Raw genomic sequence first — 16,959 nt, 5'->3', positions numbered from 1 at the left:
CATGCGCCGCCTCCTTGCCGCCCTCGCCGTTCTGTTCCTGGCCGCCCTGCCGGCCGCCGCCGCCCCGGCGCCCGCCTGGACTGTGGACAAGGCCGCCTCGAAAATCGGCTTCTCCTCCAGCTTCGACGGCGAGGGGTTCAACGGCGCCTTCGCCCGCTGGGACGCCCAGATTCGCTTCGACCCTGCCAACCTGGCCGGCAGCAGCGCGGTGGTGACCATCGACACTGCCTCGGTGTTCACAGGCAATGGGGACCGGGACGCCAACCTGAAGGAGCCCAAGTGGTTCTCCTCCAAGGCTCATCCCAAGGCGGTCTATCGGACCACCGGGTTCAAGGCGCTGGGCGGCGGGCGCTACCAGGCGACCGGAACCCTCACCCTGCGCGGACAAAGCAAACCGTTGACCCTGCCCTTCACCCTGGTCATCACCGGCGATCAGGCGAAGATGAACGCCCGGATCAGCCTCAGCCGGCTGGCCTTCGGCGTGGGACAGGACGAGTGGAAGAAGATCGACGTCATTCCGGACCCGGTGACGGTGACCGTTCAGGTGACCGCCAGGCGGGCGAAATAGACGCCGCCGTCCGGGCGCTGAATGACGGCCGCCTGGTCATCCTGCCCACCGAAACCGTCTACGGCCTGGCTGCCGACGCCGCCGACCCCCTGGCCGTGGCGCGGGTGTTCGAGGCCAAGGGCCGCCCCCGTTTCAACCCCCTGATCGCCCATGTCGCCGACCTCGCGGCGGCCGAGCGCATCGCGCACTTGGACGACCGCGCCCTCAAGCTGGCCCAAGCCTTCTGGCCCGGCCCGCTGACCCTGGTCGCCCCCTTGCGCGACCTGACAGCCGTCTGCGACCTCGCCCGCGCCGGCCTCGACACCGTGGCCCTCCGCGTCCCCGGCCACGCCATGGCCCGCGCCCTGCTCACCGCCTTCGGCCGTCCCCTGGTCGCCCCAAGCGCCAATCGCTCCGGCCGGCCGAGCCCCACCACCTATGCCGACGCTGTCGAGGAAACCGGCGACAAGGCCGCCGCCGCCCTCGACGGCGGCCCATGTCAGGTCGGCCTGGAATCGACGGTCGTCTCTGTCCTCGACGGCCCGGCCCGCCTGCTGCGCCCCGGCGCCGTGACCCGCGTCCAGATCGAAGCCCTGATCGGCCCTCTGGCCGACGCCGAAGCCGACGCCAAACGCTCCCCCGGCCGCCTCGCCCTCCACTACGCCCCGGACGCCCCCGTCCGCCTGAACGCCACAGGCCCCAACCCCGGCGAAGCCTTCCTCGCCTTCGGCCCCTCCGACAGCCCCTTCAACCTCAGCCGGGGCTCGGATCTGGCTGAGGCTGCCGCCAATTTGTTCGCCATGCTGCGGGCCGCGGACAGGACGAAGCCGACAGCTATCGCAGTGGCGCCAATTCCGGACGAAGGGCTAGGGGAAGCGATCAACGACCGCCTGACGCGGGCCTCTGGCTACGTGGGCTGAAGGGCGGGCCGAATATCGGTCCTGGAAAAGTCATTGCCCTTGAACAGCAGTGGCGCATCCAACGCCTTCGCGAGCGCGTAGGCGAAGCAGTCGCCCAGGTTCAGCTTTGCCGGATGCCGGCCGCGACCGAATTGCAGGAAGGCCTCCAGAGCGTATGCGTCGAGAGGCGTCGACCGATCTACGACAACACCGAATTCTTCCAACCATCGGTCGTACTCGGCTCGGCCAGGAAAGAAGCTACGGTTGGTCAGCACCATCCCGGCTTCGACGTAGTTCATCTGCGAAATAGCGGGGTGGTCGGTCCCCAGCAGGCTCGCGAGAAGAGGTTTCCAGTCGGCTTCGGTCTCGGCGATGGCGATCAATGCCGAGCTGTCGACAACGATCACTTCATCTCCTCATCGAGGTAATCGTACAGCGCATCGAAGTCCGCCTTGGTGATCGGGTCATGAGGTTTGTCGAGGCCTGCGGCCTTCCGAAACCGCTCATTGGCGGCGATCATCGATTCCATCGTGCGGCGAGGCTTGGCGGTTTTCCTCTTCGCAAGCACCTCATCCATCGCCGCGTCGATGGCGCCGGTGAGGGTCAGGCCATCCATGGCCGCGAACTCCCTGACCTTTCGCTCCGTCTCGGGGTTCCTGATGAAGATACTCATGGTGCTCTCCGATATATACCTCAGTATATACTGGCCGCGCCGCCACGGGAAGCGTATCCTCCCGCCATGACCATCCCCGCCCCCGCCGATGTCGTCTCCCGCCTTAAGGCCGTGCTCGGCGAAGGCGGTTGGAGCCAGGATCCGGATCGGCTCGCGCCCAAGCTGGTCGAATGGCGCGGGCGGTGGGAGGGGACGACGCCGCTGCTGGTGTTGCCCCGCACCACAGCCGAAGTGTCCGCCGTGGTCGGTCTCTGTGCCGAGGTCGGGGTTGCGATCACGCCTCAGGGCGGCAACACCGGGCTGGTCTCCGGACAGATCCCGCAGGGGGAGATCCTGCTCTCCACCGAGCGGATGAACGCGATCCGCGACATCGACGCCTTCGACGATGTGATCGTCGCCGAGGCCGGGGTGACGCTGGCCGCCGTGCATGAGGCCGCCGCCAGGATTCGCCGTCGGTTCCCGCTGGGGCTGGCCTCGGAGGGGTCGGCCACGGTCGGCGGGGTGGCGTCGACCAACGCCGGGGGCACCCAGGTGCTGCGGTTCGGCACGACCCGCAACCTGGTCCTGGGGCTGGAGGCGGTGCTGCCCAATGGCGAGGTCTGGAATGGCCTCAAGCGGCTTCGCAAGGACAACACCGGCTACGATCTGAAGCAGCTGCTGATCGGCGCCGAGGGCACCCTGGGGGTGATCACCGCCGCCAGCCTGAAGCTGTTCCCACAGCCGGTCTCGGTCTGCACGGCCATCTGCGGCCTGAACAGCGCCCGTGACGCCATCACCCTTCTGGCCCGGGCCAAGGAGGAGACCGGCGGCGCTGTCGAGGCCTTTGAACTGATGGGACGGGCCGGGGTCGGCTATGCGATCAAGAATATCCCCGGCCTGCGCGAGCCGCTGGAGGGCGTCCATCCCTGGTATGTCCTGGTCGAGACCACCAGCGGCGAGCCCGGCGTCGCCGAGGCCGCCCTCGAACGCCTTCTGGCCCATGCCCTGGAGGACGGGCTGATCGCGGACGCCGCCATTGCCCAGACCGACAGCCAGTCCAAGGCCTTCTGGGCCGTGCGCGAGAACCAGTCCGGCGGCCAGAAGGCCGAGGGCGCGGCCTGGAAGCACGACGTCTCCGTCCCGGTCTCGAAGATGGCCGAGTTTATCGAGCGGGCCACCCCGGCAGTCGAGGCCTTCAGCCCCGGCGTCCGGGTGGTCGCCTTCGGTCACGTCGGCGACGGCAATGTCCACTACGACGTTCTCCGGCCGGCCGGCGGATCGGACGAGGCCCACAACGCCCTTCGCGACCAAGGCTCACGGATTGTCCACGATCTGGTCGCCGAGCTCGACGGCTCGATCAGCGCCGAGCATGGCTTAGGCTCGGCCAAGACCGCCGACGCTCTGCGCTACAAGAGCTCGATCGAGGTTGAGGCTCTGCGGGCGATCCGCACCGCGCTCGATCCCAAGCGCATCATGAATCCTCGCGTCCTCTTCTGACGCCTCGTAATTCACGTTTCGATGAATTATACGCCCTCGTCTGATGCGGCGCAAAAGTCTATGTTGCGCCGCAGCATAAGAAGAAACGTCGGAGCGCATCCATGGATTTCGGGCTCAAGGGTCAGGCGGCGGTGGTCACCGGCTCGACCAGCGGCATCGGGCTGGCGCTGGCCGGCGCCCTGGCGCGAAACGGGGTCGATGTGGTGCTGAACGGCCTGGGCGATCCGGCCGCCATCGAGAAGACCCGCTCCGACCTGGCCGCCGAGACCGGCGCAAAGGTCCTCTACCACGGCGCCGACATGACCGACGGCGAGCAGATCGCCGACATGGTCGCCTACGCCAACGCCCAGCTCGGCCGCCTCGACATCCTGGTCAACAACGCCGGCATCCAGCACGTCTCGCCCATCGATGAGTTTCCGGTCGCCAAGTGGGACCAGATCCTCGCCATCAACCTGACCTCCAACTTCCACGCCATCCGCGCCGCCCTGCCGATCATGAAGGCCCAGAAGCACGGCCGGATCATCAACATCGCGTCTGCTCATGGGCTGGTCGCCAGCCCGTTCAAGGGCGCCTATGTTGCCGCCAAGCATGGCGTTCTGGGCCTGACCAAGACGGTGGCGCTTGAGATCGCCGAGCAGGGCATCACCTGCAACGCCATCTGCCCCGGCTACGTCCACACCCCCCTGGTCGATGGCCAGATCAAGGACACGGCCAAGGCCCGCGGCCTGACCGAGGATGAGGTGGTCCGCACCGTCATCCTGGCGGCCCAACCCAGCAAGCAGTTCATCACCTTCGACCAGTTGGGCGGCATGCTGCTCTACCTGGCCAGCGCTGCCGGGGCGGGGGTCAACGGGGCCCACCTCTCCATCGACGGCGGCTGGACGGCGGGCTGACCCGCGTGGCCCCCCGCCGGATCAGCCTGGCCCTGCAGGGCGGGGGATCGCATGGCGCCTTCGAATGGGGCGTGATCGAGCGGCTGCTCGAAGACGAGACGATCGAGATCGGCGCGGTCACCGGCGCCTCGGCCGGGGCGATGAACGCCGTGGTCCTGGCCGATGGCCTGGCCGAGGGCGGCCGGGCAGGGGCGATACGCAAACTGGAGGCCTTCTGGTCCGGTGTCGGCGACAGCGGCCGCGGCGTGTTCGGCGACCTCGGCATCTGGAGCGCCGCCTTCAATCCCGACTGGCTGCGCAATACCCCGGCCTTCAACTGGATGCAGGGGTTCGCCGGCTCGATGAGCCCCTATGACTTCAACCCCTTCAACCTCAATCCGCTGCATGACGTCCTGGAGAAGGTCGTCAACTTCAAGGCCGTCCGCGAGCGCTCCACTCTGCCGGTGTTCATCTCGGCCACGGCGGTGAAGACCAGCGAATCGCGGGTGTTCAAGCGCACCGAACTGACCTCCCTGCACGTCATGGCCTCGGCCTGTCTGCCCCAGCTGTTTCAGGCGGTGGAGGTCGATGGCGAGCCCTACTGGGACGGCGGCTACCTGGCCAACCCGCCGCTGTGGCCGCTCTTCTATGAGGACACGCCCGACGACATCCTGATCGTCAGCCTCAACCCCTTCGAACGGGAGGCCGTGCCCAAGACCCCGGCCGAGATTCTCGACCGGCTGAACGAGATCACCTTCAACGCCTCACTCGTCGCCGAACTGCGGGCCATCGGCTTTGTGCAGAAGCTGCTGGACGAGGGCCTGCTCAAGGACGAGGCCAAGGGCCGCTACCGTCGGATGCTGGTCCATGCCATCACCGCCGACAAACGACTCGACGACCTGAGCATGGCTTCCAAGTTCAACACCGACCGGCGCTTCCTCTCCGACCTGCGCGACCGCGGCCGCGCGGCCGCGACAGAGTGGCTGGGGAGCTGCGGCGAGCAGATCGGCATCGCCTCCAGCCTCGACCTGAAGAAGCCGTTCCGATGACCCAGCGCCCTGTCCCAACCGTTGGCGTAGTCTGCCTGCGCGGCGATGAGGTGCTGCTGATCAAGCGCGGCAACCCGCCCCGCAAGGGCCAGTGGAGCCTGCCGGGCGGGCGGCTGGAGTGGGGCGAGACCCTACACGCCGGCGCTCTGCGTGAGTTGGCCGAGGAAACCGGGGTCGAGGCGGAGATCCTCGGCCTCGTCGATGTGGTCGACGGGGTGATGACCACCCGCCACTACATCATGATCGACTACGCCGCCCGCTGGACAGCCGGCCAGCCCGTGGCCGGGGATGATGCGGCGGATGCGCGGTTCTTCCCGCTCGAAGAGGCGCTGGCCGCCGTCGAGTGGGAGGAGACCCGCCGGGTCATCCGCGAGGCCGTTGACCGCTACCGCCCTTGACGCCCGCCGCGTAACCCGCCGTCTGATGCGAAAAACGACGTCGGGACGAAATGCCATGAGCCTCCACACCCCCCTTTGCGACCTCCTCGAGGTCGAGCATCCGATCATGTTGGCCGGCATGGGCGGGGTCTCCTACGCCGAGCTGGTGGCGGCGGTGTCCAACGCCGGCGGCTATGGGGTGCTCGGCATGGCCGGGCGGGGGCCGGACTTCATCCGCGAGCAGATGCGCTTGGTCCGCAACCTCACGGACAAGCCGTTCGGCGTCGATCTGTTGGCCGCCAGCCCCGAAAGCCTGACCGACAGCGTCGATGTGATCATCCAGGAGGGCGCCTCCGCCTTCGTGGCTGGCCTCGGCGTGCCGATGCCGATCATGGAGAAGCTGAAGAAGGCCGGCCTCAAGGTCATGGTCGTCTGCGGGGCGGTTAAACATGCGGTGAAGGCCGAGCAGGCCGGCTGTGACGCGGTGATCTGCCAGGGCGGAGAGGGCGGCGGGCATACCGGCCTGGTCGGCACCCTGCCGCTGGTCGCCCAGGCGGTCGAGGCGGTGAAGGTCCCGGTGGTCGCCGCCGGCGGCCTCTATGACGGCCGGGGTCTGGCGGCCTCGCTGGCGCTGGGCGCCGTCGGGGTCTGGATGGGCACCCGGTTTATCGCCTCGCAGGAGTCTCACGCCGGCGATCTCTATCGCCAGACCATCCTCGAATCGGCCGACGAGGACACCGTCCGCACTCGCTGCTACAGTGGCAAGCCGATGCGCGTGCGCAAAAACCCCTACGTCGAGGACTGGGAATCGCGCCCGGCCGACATCCAGCCCTTCCCGATCCAGGCCGGGATCAGCATCCAGAACAACGCCATGGGCGGCATCGGCGGCCAGACCGAGAACCTCGACCCCGATAAGAGCTGCTTCGCCATGGGCCAGAGCGCTGGCGGCGTCCATGATGTCCTGCCCGCGGGCGAGATCGTGCGGCGGATCATGGCCGAGGCGGAGGCCGCCATCGGCCGGGTCGCGGCGATCAAGGCGCGGGAACCGGCGACCGCCTGACGCAGGGTCGAAAACTCTAACGTTTTCATGGGTTTAAATAGTCCTCAACCAGCCTTGACGCACCGCAGCAGGGTCTATAGGTTCCGCGCCGATCAAGCCGGGCCCGGAGGGAGTTCTCTCGGGGCCGTTTGCAGAGCTGACCGCTCCCATGCCTAGGGCCGACGAAAACCGCGAAGAGGCGCTGAAGCGTCTCGACGAACGGGCCGCCGCCCTCCAGGCGAGGACCGCCCGGGCGACGTCCCATGCGGCCGGGGAAGCAGCAGCGGGGCAGGCATGGCGGATCATTGCCGAGCTGTTGGGCGGCGTGCTCGTCGGCTTGGCGCTCGGGGCCATTGTGGACTGGTTCTTACCGACCAGGCCGTGGGGCATGATCGGCGGGGTCCTTGGCGGTTTCGTGCTTTCGCTGTGGATGGCGAAGCGGACCGCCGATCGGCTCATGGCGTCGGCGAAGGCGGAGCAGGGCGACACCCCGCTCCCGTCGATCGTCGATGATGAAGACGAAGACTAAGGAGCGAGAGGCCCGTGGCCGATCCGTTGCATCAGTTCCAGATCCAGAAGATCGTCGATCTTCCTGACGTCACCCTGCCCGTGCTCGGCACGGTCGATCTGGCCTTCACCAATTCGCACTTCGTCATGACCCTGGCGTTCGTGATCGTCATGGGCTTCATGGCCATGGTCACCGGCGCCGCCAAGGTGGTCCCCGGCCGGCTGCAGTCGGTGGGCGAGACGCTGTTCGGCATGGTCGACAACCTGACCACCTCGATCATCGGCCATGACGGCCGCAAGTACGCTCCGTTCGTCTTCACCCTGTTCATGCTGATCCTGGCGATGAACTTCCTGGGCCTGGTGAACATCCCCGGCGTCGTCCACCTGTTCACCGCCACCTCGCAGCTGGCGGTCACCGCCACCTTCGCGGTGCTGACCATCGGCCTGGTGCTGATCGTCGGCTTCGGCAAGCATGGCCTGGGCTTCTTCAAGCTGTTCGTGCCCAGCGGCGTGCCGTGGCCGCTGCTGCCGGTCATCATCCTGATCGAGTTCATCTCCTTCCTGCTGCGTCCGGTCACCCTGATGCTGCGTCTGTTCGGCAACATGATGGGCGGCCACGTCGCCCTGAAGGTGTTCGCCGGCTTCGTGGCCACCGCCGCGGCGGGCGCCGTGGGTTACCTGGGCCTGCTGATCGGCCCGCTGGCCTTCGGCATGGTCACCGCCCTGACCGCGCTGGAGTTCCTCGTCGCCTTCCTGCAGGCCTTCGTCTTCGCCGTTCTGACCACGATCTATCTGAACGATGTGGTCAATCTCGGTCACGGTCACTAAAAGCGGCCCAAACCGAACCACCCTGAAACCCAAAACTTCTAAACTAGGAATACAGTCATGGACTCTGAAGCCGCCAAGTTCATCGGCGCGGGCCTCGCGACCCTGGGCATGATCGGCGCCGGTATCGGCGTGGGCACCATCTTCGGCAACTTCCTGTCGGGCGCCCTGCGCAACCCGTCGGCCGCCGCCAGCCAGATCGGCAACCTGTTCGTGGGCGCCGCCCTCGCCGAAGCCCTGGGCATCCTGGCCTTCGTGCTCGGCATGCTGATCCTGTTCGGCTAAGCACCACTGACTGTGTTGGCGCGCTCGCCTCTGACGAGGCGGCGCGCCGCCCTGGGACACCGATATGGCCACGCCTGATCCACACGCTCCAGCAGCGGGTGAAACCCACGCGACCACCGAAGCCGCCCATGGCGGCGGCGGCGGTCTGCCGCAATTCCAGTTCGAGCACTGGGCGGGTCAGATCGCCTGGCTGCTGATCCTGTTCGTCATCGGCTACCTGATGATGTCGCGGGTGTTCATCCCGCGCCTGCGCAAGGTGCTGGACGAGCGCGAAGGCACCATCGCCGGCGCGCTGGCCCAGGCCCGCCAGGTGCAGGAAGAGGCCAACGCCCAGGCCGCCAAGGCCCAGGCCGACCTCGCCGAAGCCCGCGGCAAGGCACAGCGCCTCGCCGCCGAAGCCCGCGCCAAGGCCAACGCCGAAGCCCAGGCTCGCCAGGCCGCCGAGGACGAGAAGCTGGCCGGCAAGCTGGCCGAGGCCGAGACCCGCATTCGCGCCTCGCGCGACGCGGCCATGACCCACGTGCAGACCATCGCCTCCGACACGGCCTCGGCCATCGTCGAGAAGCTGACCGGCGCTGCGCCCAGCCAGGCCGACCTCAACGCGGCCCTGACCGCCGCCAAGGGAGCCTGATCCGATGCCCGAGTCCGTGATCGCCTTCCTCGGCAGCCCCGAGAACTGGGTCGGCTGGGGCGTTGTCGTCTTCCTCGGCATCGTTCTGTTCGTCGGCGGCTTCAAGAAGGTCGCCGAGGCGCTGGACGCCAAGTCGGCCACCATCCAGGCCGACCTGGACGAAGCGGCCCGCCTGCGCGCCGAGGCCGAAGCCCTTCTGGCCGAGATCCGCGCCCAGCGGGAGGACGCCGAAAAGCAGACCGCCGCCATGTTGAAGAACGCCGAGGAGGATGCCGCCCGCTTGGCGGTCGAGGCCAAGGCCAAGCTGGAAGAGACCATCGCCCGCCGCACGGCCCTGGCCGAGCGCAAGATCGCCAACGCCGAGGCCCAGGCCGCCGCCGAGGTGAAGGCCGCCGCTGCTGAACTGGCGACCGAGGCCGCCGAGCGCCTGCTGGCTGCCCGCGTCGCCGCCGCCAAGTCCGACCCCTCGGTCGATGCGGCGATCGCTCAGCTGGCCGGCCGACTGCAGTAATCTCGAAGGCTGGCTCCGGCCGCGCTTCGATCTAAGATGCCCTTCGGTCCCGCCGGAGGGCATTTTTCTTGCGCGCTTTTCTCGTTGGCCTGGCGCTGACCCTCCTGGCCGGTCCATCCTTGGCCGCCAACGCCGACTGCCTGTGGGAGGCGACGCCGGCGGCCGAGCGTGACGCCCTGCTGGCCTCCTACGACCGTGACCTCGGTGGCCTGCTGAAGACACAGCTGCCGTCCGACCGCATCCAGGCCTTGGCCGACGCCTGCGCGGTGCCCCAGATGCAGCATGGCCAGATCCGCGACCTGGTCTTGGCCCGCGCCCTGGAGACCGCCTCCGGCCGCTACTGGGCCCGCCGCACCGGCCGCGCCTTCGCCATTGAACAGGCCTGGATGAGCCTGTCGGAGGAAGACAAGGATCAGCTGCGCCGCTGGGCCGCCACCGCCATTGCCGACGGCCGGGGCGAGGAGAAGTATTTCGACGCCCTGCCGCGCTTCGCCGTCCTGATGCAGGCCACCGCGCCCGAGATGCCGCATCTGATAGCTTTCATCCTCGGTCGCGGCTACCGTGAGCTCATGTCCGACTGACCGGAACCCACGGAGCCTGCCCGATGTCCCCGATGCGTAACCTGATCCTGGCCGTTGTGGCCGTGGCTGCGACCAGCCTGGCCGCCCCGGCCTTCGCCGCGCCCCAGGGGGCCTGCCTGTGGGGGGCGCTGACCGACGCCAACCGGGCGACGATGATCCAGGGCTATCGTGACAAGGGCGCCGACTACCTCAACGAGATCGCCGTCGATGCGACCATGGAAAACGCCCTTCGCACGACCTGCAAGCTGAAGCCCGAAGAGGAGCTGACGGCCGGCGAAATCCTCGGCGCCGTGATCCTCGAAAAGGGCGCCGACGCGGTGCTGTTCGAGAAGGGCAAGGTCGCGAAGGGCAGCCTCGATAAGGCTTGGGGCCGCTTGCCGGAGGCCGACCGTGAGACCCTGCGGCTGTTCGCCCTGGCCGCCATGCGCCAGAACATCGGGGCCGAGGCCGCCGCGGCTTTTCCGATCATCGATCGGGTGACCGCCGAGTTGAAACTGCCCGACCCGGCCCTCAAGGACCATGTTTTCGCCTATCTGCTGGGCCGCGCCATCCGTGAGGCTCGCGAGGCAGGCCGAACCTAGGCGGCGCGCCAAACGCGGCGCGGCTTCAGCCTCTTGCGCATCCGCGCCAGCGCCCGGTGGCCCTTGGTGGTCACCAGCCGCTCGAGACGCAGGGTCTGTTGCCAGAAGACCTGGGCGATCGGCGGCTCGCGCCTCAGCAGCCGGCGGATGGGGCTGAGCGCCTTGGGCCAGCGCCGCTGAGCGCGGACGAACATCCGCTTGGCGCCGTAGCTGGCCCGCAGGATCAGGATCAGGCCGACCGTCATGATCGGCACGCCCATCGGCCCCGGCAGCGGCGCGATCAGGATGCCCAGCACCACCACCAGCCAGCCCAGCGCCAGGGCGCCGATCTTGCCGAGCTGTCGCGCGAACCCCTCGGGGCGTGCGGATCGGACGGCGGGGCTCAGGGTGACGGCGGTCATTTCGAAGCGGCTTTGCGGACTGGAGGCGCGGTCTCGGCCTGTCCGATCCCGTCCTTCGCCATATGGCCTATGAATGTGGAAAGAAAAGGTGCGCGGACCCTGTGTGACGAAGGTTTAATCGTGAAGTTTACTTAGATTTTCTGTGAAGGATCCGCTGAGGCCGTGCCAAAGCCTTGATGGCGTAAGGCTTTGTCCGTTTTCGCCGGCACGGCCATGGATAATGTGAATTCGAAGACAGAATTCGCGGTTGCGGTTTGTAACGCGGGCCGCGTGACTTTCTGCCTACAAAAGCCCCGACATCCCGGCCGGAGCGCAGAGCGCGCAAAGCCGGGACCCAGGAGGGCGTGATCTCGCTATCAAACGCGGCGTTGCGGCCGGCGCTCAGTCACCCCCTGGGTCCCGGATAAGCGCTGCGCGCTTTCCGGGACGACGGAGGAGGGGACTACTCCGCCGCCAGGCTCGCCGGCGCTTCCGGCTTCCACCGCAGCCTCGGCTTCCGAGCCGCCAGCGTCTCGTCCAGCCGCCGCATCGGGGCCAGGTGCGGCGCGCCCTTGAATCGGTCGGCATCGCCCGCCTTCGCCGCCTCGGCCAGCGCCCGCAGCGCCCCGATGAACCGGTCCAGCTCCTGCTTCGATTCCGTCTCGGTCGGCTCGATCAGCATGGCCCCGTGGACGACCAGCGGGAAGTACATGGTCATCGGGTGGAAGCCCTCGTCGATCATCGCCTTGGCGAAGTCGAGGGTGGTGACGCCCGTCCCCTCCAGCCAGGCGTCGTCGAACAGCGCCTCGTGCATGCAGGGGCCCTCCGGGAAGGCCGGGGTCATCAGGTCGCTCAGGCGCGCCTTGACGTAGTTGGCGTTCAGAACCGCATCCTCGGCCACCTGCCGCAGGCCATCGGAACCGTGGCTGCGCATGTAGGCATAGGCGCGGACGTACATCCCCATCTGGCCGTGGAAGGCGCTCATCCGCCCGAAAGCGCCGGCCGCTTCGCCGATGGCGTCTTCCTGCAACGTGAGGCCGTCCGGCCCGTGCACCAGCCACGGCGTCGGCGCATAGGCCGCCAGCGCTTCGCTCAGCACCACCGGCCCCGCGCCCGGCCCACCGCCCCCGTGCGGGGTGGAGAAGGTCTTGTGCAGGTTGATGTGCATGGCGTCGACGCCCAGATCGCCCGGCCGCACTCGCCCGACGATGGCGTTGAAGTTGGCCCCGTCACAGTAGAAGTACGCGCCCGCCGCATGGGTCAGCCGGGCGATCTCGACGATGTCGCGCTCGAACAGGCCGCAGGTGTTGGGGTTGGTGACCATGATAGCCGCCACGTCGGGGCCGAGCTTGGCCTCCAGGTCGGCCAGGTCCACCCGGCCATCTTCGGTCTGGGCGATCTCGCGCACGCTGTAGCCGACGAAGGCGGCGGTGGCCGGGTTGGTGCCGTGGGCGCTGGTCGGGACCAGCACCACCTTGCGGGCGGTGTCGCCCTTGGCCTCATGCGCCGCCTTGATCGACAGGATGCCGCACAGCTCGCCATGCGCGCCGGCCTTGGGGGTCAGGGCTACAGCCGGCATGCCGGTCAGGGTCTTCAGCCAGTGGGCCAGCCGGTCCATCAGCTCCAGGGCGCCGGGCACGGTCGACTGCGGCTGCAGCGGGTGGATGTCGGCGAACCCGGCCAGCCGGGCCATCTTCTCGTTGAGGCGCGGGTTGTGCTTCATCGTGCAACTGCCCAGTGGATAGAGGGCCAGGTCGATGGCGTGGTTCTTCTGGCTGAGGCGCACGTAGTGGCGCATCGTCTCCGGCTCCGAGAGACCCGGCAGGCCGATCGGCGCGGTGCGGACCAGATCGCCCAGGTCATCGGCGTGGATCGAGGCGTCCGGCAGATCGACGCCAGTCTTGTTCCAGCCGCCCATCTCGAAGATCAGGGCCTCGTCCTGCACCAGGCCCTTGGCCCCCGTCAGGGACGCGAAGCCCCCGGTGGCGGTGTCCGCCTGCGGGGTGGTGGGGCGTCCAACGCTGTTCATGCTCATCCCAGCACCTCGGCCAATTGGGTCTTGAAGGTTTCGATATCACCGTCGGTGACGGTCTCGGTGGCGCAGACTAGCAGCACGTCGTCCAGCCCCGCCTCGGGGTCCAGGCGGCTGTATGGCACGCCGGCAATGACGCCGCGCTTGGCCAGCGCCTCGACCACCTCGGCGGCGGGTTTTGGCAGCCGCACCGCGAACTCGTTGAAGAATCGGGGCGTCAGCACCTCGACCCCCGGCACGGACGCCAGGGCGATCTTGGTCTTCACCGCCTGCTGGTGATTGAGCGCCGCCAGCTTGCGCAGGCCCACCTCGCCCAGCAGCGACATATGGATGGTGAAGGCCAGGGCGCAGAGGCCGCTGTTGGTGCAGATGTTGCTGGTCGCCTTGTCGCGCCGGATATGCTGCTCCCGCGTCGACAGGGTCAGCACGAAGCCGCGCCGCCCGTCGGCGTCCACCGTCTCGCCGCACAGGCGGCCCGGCGCCTGGCGCACCAGCTTTTCCTTGCAGGCGAACAGCCCGACATAAGGCCCGCCGAAGTTCAGTGCATTGCCGATCGACTGGCCCTCGGCCACGGCGATGTCGGCCCCCATCTCGCCCGGCGACTTCAGCATGCCGAACGACACCGCCTCGGTGGTCACCACGATCAGCAGCGCCCCGGCCGCCTGCGCCGCCGCCGCGATCTTCGACACATCCGTCGCGGTCCCGAACACGTTAGGCGTCTGCACCACTACACAGGCGGTGTCGGCGTCGATGGCCGCGATCACCGCGTCCTCGGCGTCGATAGCCGCCGCCAGGCGCTCCGTCGCCACGCCGGCCGCATGGGCCAGGGTCTCGATGGTCTGGACGTACTGCGGATGCACCCCACCCGACAGCACCGCCTTGCCGCGCCGGGTCACCCGGCTGGCCATCATCACGGCCTCGCCGGCCGCCGTGGAGCCGTCGTAGAGGCTGGCGTTGGCGATCTCCATCCCGGTCAGGGCCGCCACCTGGGTCTGGAACTCGAACAGGACCTGCAGGGTCCCCTGGGCGATCTCGGGCTGATAGGGCGTGTAGCTGGTCAGGAATTCCGACCGCTGGATGACATGATCGACCGTCGCCGGGACGTGGTGCCGATACGCGCCGGCCCCACAGAAGAAGGGCACGCTGCCCGCGGCCACATTCCTGGCCGCCAGGGCGCCCAGCTCCCGCTCGACCTCCAGCTCGCCGGCGAACCCGGGCAGGTCCACGGGTCCATCGAGCACGGCCGACCGGGGCACATCGACGAACAGCGCATCGATACTGCCGGCGCCGACGGCGCCCAGCATGACCTTGCGGTCTTCGGGAGTAAGCGGGAGATAGCGCATTCAGATAGCCTTGCCGAACAGGGCGTCGGAGAGACGCTGGAAAAGATTGCGGGAGGGGGCGGAAGGGGCGGAGCCCCGGCGCTGGGCCCGGGCCTGGTCATGGGCGGCCAGCTCGGCGTCGCCCGCCTCGTCGTCGAGGAAGGCGGCGTGCAGCGGGTCGTGCAGCTCGTCCGGCGACGCCAGCCGCCAGACCGTCGGAAACACGTTCATCAGCACGGCCGGCGGATCGCCCGCCGTCTGGGTGGCGACGGTCATGTCCATGGCCTGGACGAAGGTCGCCGTCTCGTCCGCCAGGGCCCAGGTCAACGCGACCAGCTCTTCGGAGAACCGGTCGGCGATGATCAGCGCCATCCCCGAGTCCTCGTCCAGCACCAGCTGAACGACCTCGCCGCTGCCCAGGGTGACGGTTTCCGCCTCACGATCGTTTCGGGCCCCGATCCGCGCCATGGCGCGCGCCACCCCGCCCGAGAAGCCGATCGGCCCCTCGGTCCTGGTGCTGGCGCGGAACCCGATCTCGAAGGGCATGGGGTCTAGAGCGTCCCCAGGTAATCTTCGTAGGCGCCCCGGTCCATCAGGCCTTCGACCTGTGAGGGATCGCTCAGCTTCACCTTGGCGAACCAGCCACCGGCCTCCGGCGCGGCGTTCACCGTCTCCGGCGCATCGCCCAGGCCGGTGTTGGCCTCGACCACCTCGCCCGACACCGGGGCATAGACGTCCGACGCCGCCTTGACGCTCTCGACCACGGCGAAGCTGTCGCCCTGGCCGACGGTCTTGCCGACCTCGGGCACCTCGACGAAGACCACATCACCCAGCTGCTCGGCGGCATAGGCGGTGATGCCCACGGTGGCGACGCCGTCCTCGACGACGACCCATTCATGATCCTTGGTGAACCGCATCGGAGCTCCTCCCTAAAGCTTGCGAACGTAACGTTTGGGAACGAACGGCATGGCGACCACCTCGGCCGCCCCCGCCTTGCCCCGGACAATGACTTTCAGCCGCGTCCCCACGGCCTTGAGAGCCGGCGGCACGAAGCCCATGGCGATCGGATGGCCCAGGCTGGGCGCGAACCCGCCGCTGGTGACCACGCCAACCACATGGCCGTCTTCATCGGCGATCTCAGCGCCCTCGCGGGCCGGCGGGCCCTCCAGCACCTTCAAGCCGACCCGCACCCGGCTCGGCCCCTCGGCCAGCTCCTTGGCGATCCGCGCCGCGCCAGGGAAGTCTTGCGCATCGCGTCGCTTCTTGCTGACGGCGAAGGCCAGGTCGGCCTCGATCGGGCTTGTTGTCTCGTCGATGTCGTGGCCGTACAGCGGCAGCCCCGCCTCCAGCCGCAGCGAATCGCGGGCGCCCAGCCCGATGGGCTTCACGCGCGGATCGGCCAGCAGGGTGTCCCACACCGCCTGGGCGCTCTCGCCGGGAATGGAAATCTCATAGCCGTCCTCGCCGGTGTATCCCGACCGCGAGACGAAACAGGGCAGGCCGAACGCGGTCATCGCCTTGGCTTCGGAGAACACCAGGGTCAGCGCATCCGGCGCATGCTGCGCCATCACCGCGGCGGCTTCCGGCCCCTGCAGCGCCAGCAGCGCCCGGTCTTCCAGCCGCTCGATAGTGACCTGGGGTGCCAGCTCATTGTCGATGAACTTGAAGTCGCCGTCCTTGCAGGCGCCGTTGACGATCACGAACAGGCCATCGTCATCCGGCCGGCTGGCCATCAGATCGTCGATGATCCCGCCCTTCTTGTTGAGCAGCAGGGAATAGCGCTGCTTCCCCGGCGCCAGGCCGATGAAGTCGGAAGGGGTGATTTCTTCGAACGCCGACAGTGGCGAGACGCCCCGCAGCTTCGCCTGCCCCATGTGGCTGACATCGAACAACCCGGCATGCTCCCGCGTCCACAGATGCTCCTTCAGCACGCCCTCGGGGTACTGCACCGGCATCGAATAGCCGGCGAAGGGGACCATCCGGGCGCCGGCGGCGACATGAGCGTCATAGAGCGGGGTCTTCTTGAGGTCGTCGCTCATCAAGGGCTCTCCGGGGTCGATGCGTCCACGCCCGGCGAATGCCGGTTCGTCTTCGCCCCCGCTGTCCCTTGCGCCTGAGAGATTTCAGCAGCTCAACAGCCGCCTTGCTCCTTCGGCGAACCGCTTGCGGCGGTTCTTTCCAGCGTTCCTCGTGTGTCGCGGTCCGTTTGCCTGAGCGTTTCCGGGGCGGTTGCGCCTTCGGCCTCGGGAGGCGACTCCCGACGTCTCCCGCGAGACGGGGACTCTCCTGCGGGAGTGGGGCAGGGGAGTCAAGGCGCAGGCGCACCCGTTGCGGGAGAAGCATCGATCTGCCCCCTAACCAACCTCCAGCCG

At 68.2% G+C, this 16,959-nt stretch carries 22 protein-coding genes and 1 riboswitch; of the genes, 14 read left to right on the top strand and 8 right to left on the bottom strand.

Features of this window, described 5'->3' with window-relative positions; translation table 11 throughout:
* The first annotated feature begins 1 nt into the window (after nt 1).
* Both GVN21_RS20870 and GVN21_RS11335 read left to right on the top strand, forming a co-directional pair.
* A complete protein-coding gene (locus GVN21_RS20870; protein ID WP_166574857.1) occupies nt 2–568 on the top strand; it encodes a YceI family protein in 567 nt (188 codons plus the stop codon).
* On the top strand, nt 496–1,467 hold the full coding sequence (locus GVN21_RS11335) for an L-threonylcarbamoyladenylate synthase (protein ID WP_166574856.1): 972 nt from the start codon (nt 496–498) through the stop codon (nt 1,465–1,467). The genes GVN21_RS20870 and GVN21_RS11335 overlap by 73 nt, the downstream gene beginning before the upstream one ends.
* On the opposite strand, the gene GVN21_RS11330 is transcribed toward GVN21_RS11335, so the two are convergent.
* Together GVN21_RS11330 and GVN21_RS11325 are read right to left on the bottom strand one after the other, a co-directional pair.
* Nucleotides 1,455–1,853, bottom strand: coding sequence for a type II toxin-antitoxin system VapC family toxin (locus tag GVN21_RS11330; protein ID WP_166574855.1), 399 nt, complete (start codon nt 1,851–1,853; stop codon nt 1,455–1,457). The genes GVN21_RS11335 and GVN21_RS11330 overlap by 13 nt on opposite strands.
* The gene (locus GVN21_RS11325) at nt 1,850–2,119 is read right to left on the bottom strand and encodes a type II toxin-antitoxin system VapB family antitoxin (protein WP_166574854.1); all 270 of its coding nucleotides are present in this window, start codon (nt 2,117–2,119) and stop codon (nt 1,850–1,852) included. Before GVN21_RS11325 ends, GVN21_RS11330 begins: the two co-directional genes overlap by 4 nt.
* Nucleotides 2,120–2,185: 66 nt before the next feature.
* On the opposite strand from GVN21_RS11325, the gene GVN21_RS11320 reads away from it, so the two are divergent.
* The 12 genes from GVN21_RS11320 to GVN21_RS11265 all read left to right on the top strand — a co-directional run bounded on the left by GVN21_RS11320 (nt 2,186) and on the right by GVN21_RS11265 (nt 10,853).
* Entirely contained in the window at nt 2,186–3,595 is a 1,410-nt protein-coding gene (locus GVN21_RS11320; protein WP_166574853.1) for an FAD-binding oxidoreductase, read from the top strand.
* A gap of 101 nt (nt 3,596–3,696) precedes the next feature.
* The gene (locus tag GVN21_RS11315; RefSeq protein ID WP_166574852.1) at nt 3,697–4,488 is read left to right on the top strand and encodes a 3-hydroxybutyrate dehydrogenase; all 792 of its coding nucleotides are present in this window, start codon (nt 3,697–3,699) and stop codon (nt 4,486–4,488) included.
* Between the two features lie 5 nt (nt 4,489–4,493).
* A complete protein-coding gene (locus GVN21_RS11310; RefSeq protein ID WP_166574851.1) occupies nt 4,494–5,516 on the top strand; it encodes a patatin-like phospholipase family protein in 1,023 nt (340 codons plus the stop codon).
* Nucleotides 5,513–5,914: an NUDIX hydrolase gene (locus GVN21_RS11305; RefSeq protein ID WP_166574850.1), complete on the top strand. Its 402-nt coding sequence runs from the start codon at nt 5,513–5,515 to the stop codon at nt 5,912–5,914. The genes GVN21_RS11310 and GVN21_RS11305 overlap by 4 nt, the downstream gene beginning before the upstream one ends.
* A 55-nt stretch (nt 5,915–5,969) precedes the next feature.
* Nucleotides 5,970–6,953, top strand: coding sequence for a nitronate monooxygenase family protein (locus GVN21_RS11300; RefSeq protein ID WP_166574849.1), 984 nt, complete (start codon nt 5,970–5,972; stop codon nt 6,951–6,953).
* A 148-nt stretch (nt 6,954–7,101) separates the two neighbouring features.
* Nucleotides 7,102–7,461: an AtpZ/AtpI family protein gene (locus tag GVN21_RS11295; protein ID WP_166574848.1), complete on the top strand. Its 360-nt coding sequence runs from the start codon at nt 7,102–7,104 to the stop codon at nt 7,459–7,461.
* Nucleotides 7,462–7,475: 14 nt separating this feature from the next.
* Complete coding sequence (locus tag GVN21_RS11290) at nt 7,476–8,267, top strand: F0F1 ATP synthase subunit A (protein WP_166574847.1); 792 nt, start codon at nt 7,476–7,478, stop codon at nt 8,265–8,267.
* Nucleotides 8,268–8,324: 57 nt separating this feature from the next.
* A complete protein-coding gene (locus tag GVN21_RS11285) occupies nt 8,325–8,549 on the top strand; it encodes a F0F1 ATP synthase subunit C (RefSeq protein ID WP_166574846.1) in 225 nt (74 codons plus the stop codon).
* A gap of 64 nt (nt 8,550–8,613) precedes the next feature.
* Nucleotides 8,614–9,180: a hypothetical protein gene (locus GVN21_RS11280; protein ID WP_166574845.1), complete on the top strand. Its 567-nt coding sequence runs from the start codon at nt 8,614–8,616 to the stop codon at nt 9,178–9,180.
* A 4-nt stretch (nt 9,181–9,184) separates the two neighbouring features.
* Nucleotides 9,185–9,691: an ATP F0F1 synthase subunit B gene (locus tag GVN21_RS11275; protein WP_166574844.1), complete on the top strand. Its 507-nt coding sequence runs from the start codon at nt 9,185–9,187 to the stop codon at nt 9,689–9,691.
* A gap of 68 nt (nt 9,692–9,759) precedes the next feature.
* Nucleotides 9,760–10,272, top strand: coding sequence for a hypothetical protein (locus GVN21_RS11270; RefSeq protein ID WP_166574843.1), 513 nt, complete (start codon nt 9,760–9,762; stop codon nt 10,270–10,272).
* Nucleotides 10,273–10,295: 23 nt separating this feature from the next.
* Complete coding sequence (locus tag GVN21_RS11265; protein WP_166574842.1) at nt 10,296–10,853, top strand: hypothetical protein; 558 nt, start codon at nt 10,296–10,298, stop codon at nt 10,851–10,853.
* Here the strand turns inward: GVN21_RS11265 and GVN21_RS11260 are convergent.
* The 6 genes from GVN21_RS11260 to gcvT form a co-directional block, all read right to left on the bottom strand.
* Nucleotides 10,850–11,254, bottom strand: coding sequence for a hypothetical protein (locus tag GVN21_RS11260; RefSeq protein WP_166574841.1), 405 nt, complete (start codon nt 11,252–11,254; stop codon nt 10,850–10,852). The genes GVN21_RS11265 and GVN21_RS11260 overlap by 4 nt on opposite strands.
* A 442-nt stretch (nt 11,255–11,696) precedes the next feature.
* Nucleotides 11,697–13,268, bottom strand: a complete 1,572-nt coding sequence (gene gcvPB, locus GVN21_RS11255) for an aminomethyl-transferring glycine dehydrogenase subunit GcvPB (protein ID WP_166574840.1) — start codon at nt 13,266–13,268, stop codon at nt 11,697–11,699.
* Nucleotides 13,265–14,608: an aminomethyl-transferring glycine dehydrogenase subunit GcvPA gene (gene gcvPA, locus GVN21_RS11250; protein ID WP_166574839.1), complete on the bottom strand. Its 1,344-nt coding sequence runs from the start codon at nt 14,606–14,608 to the stop codon at nt 13,265–13,267. Before gcvPA ends, gcvPB begins: the two co-directional genes overlap by 4 nt.
* Entirely contained in the window at nt 14,609–15,133 is a 525-nt protein-coding gene (locus GVN21_RS11245; protein WP_166574838.1) for a hypothetical protein, read from the bottom strand. It lies immediately after the preceding gene.
* Between the two features lie 5 nt (nt 15,134–15,138).
* Entirely contained in the window at nt 15,139–15,504 is a 366-nt protein-coding gene (gene gcvH, locus GVN21_RS11240; RefSeq protein WP_166574837.1) for a glycine cleavage system protein GcvH, read from the bottom strand.
* Between the two features lie 12 nt (nt 15,505–15,516).
* Nucleotides 15,517–16,626: a glycine cleavage system aminomethyltransferase GcvT gene (gcvT, locus tag GVN21_RS11235; RefSeq protein ID WP_166574836.1), complete on the bottom strand. Its 1,110-nt coding sequence runs from the start codon at nt 16,624–16,626 to the stop codon at nt 15,517–15,519.
* A 149-nt stretch (nt 16,627–16,775) separates the two neighbouring features.
* Nucleotides 16,776–16,867: riboswitch (glycine riboswitch) on the bottom strand.
* Nucleotides 16,868–16,959 lie beyond the last annotated feature (92 nt).

The sequence above is a fragment of the Caulobacter sp. SLTY genome, from assembly GCF_009905535.1.
Classification (GTDB): Bacteria; Pseudomonadota; Alphaproteobacteria; order Caulobacterales; family Caulobacteraceae; genus Caulobacter.
This window is presented reverse-complemented; position numbering and strand designations above follow the sequence as displayed.